The organism is Duganella callida (assembly GCF_004614165.1).
In the GTDB taxonomy this organism is placed as follows: Bacteria; Pseudomonadota; Gammaproteobacteria; order Burkholderiales; family Burkholderiaceae_D; genus Rugamonas; species Rugamonas callida.
Genome location: NZ_SPVG01000177.1, coordinates 1 through 5,334, shown reverse-complemented (window position 1 = coordinate 5,334; position 5,334 = coordinate 1). Strand labels below are relative to the sequence as shown.

Genomic DNA, 5,334 nt, shown 5'->3' with positions numbered 1-5,334 from the left:
GCAGCGGCGGCACGCTGCTGCTGGCCGCCGCCGAATATGTCGAGCGGCGCGACGGCGCGCGGGTCGAGCGCATCGCCATACCGCCGGGCCCCGCCAGCGAAGTGCGCGGCCTGTTCGACGACGGCCGCCACCTGTGGCTGAAACTGCCGGCGCGCGGCAGCTTCGTGCGGGTCGATGGCGCTTGGCGCAAGATCGCCGACTACGGCATGCCGCACAACTACCTGTATGCCGCGCCACAGGGCGAAGGCAAGGTCTGGTTCGGCGGCAGCGATGGGCTGATCACGCAATTTGATAACGGCCGCGTGCTGGCCACACTGAAAACGGACGGCCTGAAACTCGGCGCGCTGACCGCGCTGTCGGCCGACGACGGCCTGCTGGTGTGTGGCGAACAGGGGATCGCGGTGCTGCTGGCGGGCGGCCTGCGCAAGCTGACGGCCGCACGTCCGGAGGTGCTGTACAACGTCAGCGGCGTGGTGGTCGATGCCAACGGCGACCGCTGGCTGAACGGCGCGCGCGGTGTGGTGCACGTGACGCGCGCCGACTGGCAACGTGCCACGGCGCAACCCGACCAGCCGCTGAGCTACGACCTGTTCGACGAGTCGGACGGTTACGCCGGCGAGGCGGCCACCGGCGTCCGCTTCAACAGCGCGCTGGCCGCGGGTGGGCAGTTGTGGTTCGCCACCACTTCCGGCCTGCGGCGGCTGGACCCGCGCAAGCTGTGGCGCGGCGCCGTCATGCCACGCGCGGAAATCCGCAGCATCACGGCCGGGCAGAATTACCCGGCGCAGGCGGGCCTGCGCCTGCCGCCCGGCACCTCGCAGCTGCGCATCGACTACACCGGTCTGGGCGCCGTCAAGCCGGAAAAGCTGCAGTTCCGCTACCGCCTGGACGGCGTCGACCAGGACTGGCAGGACGCCGGCGCACGCCGCAGCGCCTACTACACCAACCTGGCGCCCGGCGCCTACCGCTTCCACCTGCAGGCCGTCAACGAGGATGGCATCCACAGCAAGGAAGAGACGCTGACCTTCGGCCTCGAACCGCGCTTCGTGCAGACATCGTGGTTCATGGCGCTGCTGGCGGCGCTGGCGGCGGCGGCGCTGTATCTGCTGTACCGCTACCGGCTGCGGGTCGGCACCCGGCGCGCGCTGGAACGCATCAACCTGCGCGCGGCCGAACGCGAAAGCATCGCCCGTGATTTGCACGACACGCTGCTGCAATCGATGCAGGGGGTGATCCTGAACGTCAAGGCGCTGTCGTCGCGTCTGCCGGCCGGGGAGCCGATACACCAGATGATGGAGCGCACCGTACGCCAGGCCACGGCCGCGCTGGTCGAAGGCCGCGACCGCGTCAGCGAACTGCGCGCGGCCGAGCCGGACCAGCGCCCGCTGGCGGCGGCACTGCACGACATCGCCCAGGCGCAGCGCCAGCCCGCGCCGCGCTTCGCGCTGCACAGCGAGGGCCGGGAACGCGAGCTGCACCCGGTGGTGCGCGACGAATTGCTGCTGATGGGGCGCGAATGCCTGCTGAATGCCTTCCGTCACGCCCAGGCCTCCGAGGTGCGGGTGCTGCTGCAATATGGCGAGCGCAGTTTGCGCCTGAGCGTCGGCGACAACGGCGGCGGGCTGCCGCCGGCGGTGGCGGCGGCCCGCGCCAGGCCGGGTCACTGGGGCCTGCCCGGCCTGTACGAACGCGCCGACCGGCTGCATGCGCGGCTCGAACTGGACACCGGCGCCGCCGGCACCAGCTGGACCATCACCGTGCCGGCGGAACTGGCCTACCGCCGGCGCGAGGCCGAGGCCAGCGCATAAATCTCGGCGCGCGCGCGCAGGATCGGGTCGTCACCGGGCGCGATCCCCGGCGGCAGCCGGGTCGGCGTGAACACCATGGCGTCGCAGTCGTCGTCGGCCAGGGCGCTGATCAGCAGCATCCCCAGCGGCACCTTGCCCGCGCCCTGCCACTCCGCGCTCGGATCGTCGGCCGGATCGTCCCGTCCCTGCAGTTGCGCCAGCAGCCGGAAGCGGATCGGCCCCCGCAGCAGGCGCTCGTCCATCTCGCCTTCGAGGAAGGCATCGGGCAGGCGCTGTTCCTGCCACGGGCTCAGATACTGCACCCCCGCCACCGGCTCGACCAACAGGCGTACGGCGCGGGTCTTGCCGCCGCTGTCGGTAAACAGCAGGGCGTGATTGGAAAAATACGGCGTGGTCGCATAGGACGCCGGCGCCGGGTGCGCGGCCAGCCGCGCCGCGTGGCGCGCCGCCTCGGGAAAGGCCTGGTCGTGGGCGGCGAGGCGCCGCGGGTCGGGCCGGCCGGTGGCAGGGTCGGGCACGCGCGCCTGCAGGTAGCCGAGGAAGGAAACCGGGGTGGCGGCGTAAAACGCCGGCTCCGAGATCAGCACCAGGTCGCAGTCTTGCGGCCGGCCATGCAGGCGCACCGCCATGCCGCGCAGGCTGCGGCTCTTTTCCGAGGCATCGGCCTCGCCGCCGACCGAGAAGCGCACCGTCGCAGGTACGGGGCCGTCGCGCAGCAGCGGCGTGTCGACGATGCGCGCGATGTCGGGATGGGGCGCGAAAAAACCGACCGCGCAGTAGCCGCGCCGATGCATGGCGCGCTGTCCTCCCGGCTCGCCGTAGACGCTGCGCATGGCCTCGATCAAGGCCTGCAGGCCGGGCGCCGCGCTCATGATGACGGCAGCACTACAATTCCCAGGTGTCGAGCAGGCCGCGCTGCAGGCAGATCGTGACCGCATGCGTGCGGTCGTTGGCATTCAGCTTGGTGAGAATGGTGCGCATATAACTTTTCACCGTCTCCTCGCTGATGCCGAGCGCCTCGCCGATCTCGCGGTTGGACAGGCCGCCGGCCGCGTGGCGCACCACGTCGAGCTCGCGGAAGCTCAGGTTGTCCTTGTTGAAGAACATCTGCCCGCCCAGCAGCTCGGACGGCCAGACGCCGCGCCCGCGGTGCACCGCGCGTATGCTGTCCAGCACATTCTCGGCCAGCATGCTCTTGAGCAGATAGCCGCTGGCGCCGGCCTTGTGCACCGCGTTCACCAGTGAACCGCCGGCATAGGTGCTGAGCGCGATCAAACGCGCGTTCGGCCGCGCGCGGCGGATCGCCGCGATCGCGTTCAGGCCGCCCAGTCCGGGCATGCGCAGATCCATCAGCGTGACGTCGGGCCGCACCTCGTTGTAGCGGGCCACGGCTTCCTCGCCGCTGTTGGCCTCCGCCACCAGCGCGATGTCGGGCACCTTGTCCAGCATGGCAAGCAACCCCTCGCGCAGCAGGGGGTGATCGTCGACGATCATCACGCGGATAGGAGTCTGGGCAGTCATCATGACCGTTATTCTACGCCCTTTGGTCACTGCCGGTATCCCCCGAACTAGGGTAGACTAGGCGATTATCGTTTACCGCCCCGCCCTACATGCACACCACCGCCGCACGCGCCCTGACGGGCCAGGACTACAAGACACTGTCGCTGGCCGCCCTGGGCGGCGCCCTGGAATTCTACGACTTCATCATCTTCGTCTTCTTCGCCAACGCCATCGGCCAGCTGTTCTTCCCGCCGGAGATGCCGGACTGGCTGCGCACCCTGCAGACCTTCGGCATCTTCGCCGCCGGCTACGTGGTGCGGCCGCTGGGCGGCATCGTCATGGCGCACTTCGGCGACCTGCTGGGCCGCAAGCGCATGTTCACGCTGTCGATCCTGCTGATGTCGGTGCCGACGCTGGCCATCGGCCTGCTGCCGACCTACGCCGGCATCGGCCTGGCGGCGCCCATCCTGCTGTTGCTGATGCGCGTGCTGCAGGGCGCGGCGGTCGGCGGCGAGGTGCCGGGCGCCTGGGTGTTCGTGTCCGAGCACGTGCCGGCGCGCCACACCGGCTACGCCTGCGGCGTGCTGACCGCCGGCCTCACGGTCGGCATCCTGCTCGGCTCCCTGGTGGCCACCGCGCTGAACACCGCCTACACCCCGGCCGAGGTGGCGGACGGCGCCTGGCGCATCCCCTTCCTGCTGGGCGGCGTGTTCGGCCTCGGCTCCATGTATTTGCGCCGCTGGCTGCACGAGACGCCGGTGTTCGCCGAACTGCAGCAGCGCAAGGCGCTGGCCGCCGAGATGCCGCTGAAAGCGGTGCTGCGCGGCCACCGCGCCGGCGTGATCGTCTCCATGCTGCTGACCTGGATGCTGTCGGCCTGCATCGTGGTGGTGATCCTGATGACGCCCGCCCTGCTGCAAAAGATTTATCATGTGGCGCCGCGCACCTCGCTGCTGGCCAACACCGTCGCCACCATCGGCCTGGCGCTGGGCTGCATCGTGTTTGGCGCCCTGTCCGACCGCCTTGGCTCGCGGCCGGTGCTGCTGGCGGGATCGCTGGTGCTGGCGGCGTGCATCTGGGTGTTCTACACCACGCTGCGCACGCAGCCGGAACTGCTGCTGCCGCTGTACGGGCTGACCGGCTTCTTCGTCGGCGTGGTCGGCGCGGTGCCGCGCGTGCTGGTGCTGGCCTTCCCGCCGCAGGTGCGCTTCAGCGGCCTGTCGTTCTCGTACAATTTGTCCTACGCCATCTTCGGCGGCCTGACGCCGGTGCTGGTGACGCTGCTGCTGAAGAACGATCCGCTCGGCCCCGCGTATTACGTCATCGCCATCTGCGGCGTCGGCATGCTGACCGCGCTGTTCGTCCGTCCGCGCAAGGACTGAGGCGAAGCGCCGCACACGCGCAGGAAGGCGCGCCGCATCTGCTCCACCTGCGCGAAGCCGGCCTCGCGCGCGATGTATTCCAGCGTGTGGCGCGATTCGCCCAGCATGCTGCGCGCGGTTTCCACCCGCAGCGCCTCCACCGCCTTGGCCGGCGACTGGCCCGTCTCGTCGCGGAAGCGGCGCGTGAACTGGCGCCGGCTCAGATTGGCCACGGCGGCCAGTTCCTCCACCGACAGCGCGCGCCGCAGATGGCCGCGCACATAGGCCAGCACCTTCTGCATGCTGTCGCTGCGCGGCGCCAGGTCCAGCATGGTGGACGACTGCGTATCGGCGCGGCCGCGCCGGTGGTAGATCACCATCTGGCGCGCGATCTCCCGCGCCAGCTCGGCGCCATGATCCTGTTCCACCATGGCCAGCGCCAGGTCGATGCAGGCCGACATCCCGGCCGAACTCCAGTATTTGCCATCCTCGATGTAAATCGACTGCGGCTCGACCCGCAGCAGCGGGAAGCGCTGCTGCAGCTCCGCCGCGCGGGCGAAATGGGTGCTGACGCGGCGCCCGTCCAGCAGGCCGGTGGCGGCCAGCAGCTCGACCCCGGTGCAGATGCTGCCGGCGCGCCGCGCCTGCTGCGCCATGCAGCGCAC

At 70.3% G+C, this 5,334-nt stretch carries 5 protein-coding genes; 2 read left to right on the top strand and 3 right to left on the bottom strand.

The window, feature by feature from the left end; genetic code table 11:
* Positions 1–1,808, top strand: a 1,808-nt coding sequence (locus tag E4L98_RS17040) for an ATP-binding protein (RefSeq protein ID WP_229257427.1), incomplete at its 5' end; no start/stop codon positions are given.
* On the opposite strand, the gene E4L98_RS17035 is transcribed toward E4L98_RS17040, so the two are convergent.
* A complete protein-coding gene (locus tag E4L98_RS17035) occupies positions 1,775–2,680 on the bottom strand; it encodes a catalase (protein WP_167761359.1) in 906 nt (301 codons plus the stop codon). The genes E4L98_RS17040 and E4L98_RS17035 overlap by 34 nt on opposite strands.
* 13 nt (positions 2,681–2,693) lie before the next feature.
* A complete protein-coding gene (locus E4L98_RS17030; RefSeq protein ID WP_205746758.1) occupies positions 2,694–3,332 on the bottom strand; it encodes a response regulator transcription factor in 639 nt (212 codons plus the stop codon).
* Between the two features lie 86 nt (positions 3,333–3,418).
* Here E4L98_RS17030 and E4L98_RS17025 point away from each other — a divergent pair, with 86 nt between their 5' ends.
* Positions 3,419–4,690, top strand: a complete 1,272-nt coding sequence (locus E4L98_RS17025; RefSeq protein WP_135202741.1) for an MFS transporter — start codon at positions 3,419–3,421, stop codon at positions 4,688–4,690.
* Here the strand turns inward: E4L98_RS17025 and E4L98_RS17020 are convergent.
* Positions 4,624–5,334 (bottom strand): GlxA family transcriptional regulator (locus E4L98_RS17020; RefSeq protein ID WP_135202740.1); only part of this gene is annotated, 711 nt, incomplete at its 5' end. The genes E4L98_RS17025 and E4L98_RS17020 overlap by 67 nt on opposite strands.

Excerpts from the sequence above, each read along its gene's own strand:
- E4L98_RS17025 (WP_135202741.1), top strand. The coding sequence starts at position 3,419 with ATGCACACCACCGCCGCACGCGCCCTGACGGGCCAGGACTACAAGACA.
- E4L98_RS17030 (WP_205746758.1), bottom strand. The coding sequence starts at position 3,332 with ATGATGACTGCCCAGACTCCTATCCGCGTGATGATCGTCGACGATCAC.
- E4L98_RS17035 (WP_167761359.1), bottom strand. The coding sequence starts at position 2,680 with ATGAGCGCGGCGCCCGGCCTGCAGGCCTTGATCGAGGCCATGCGCAGC.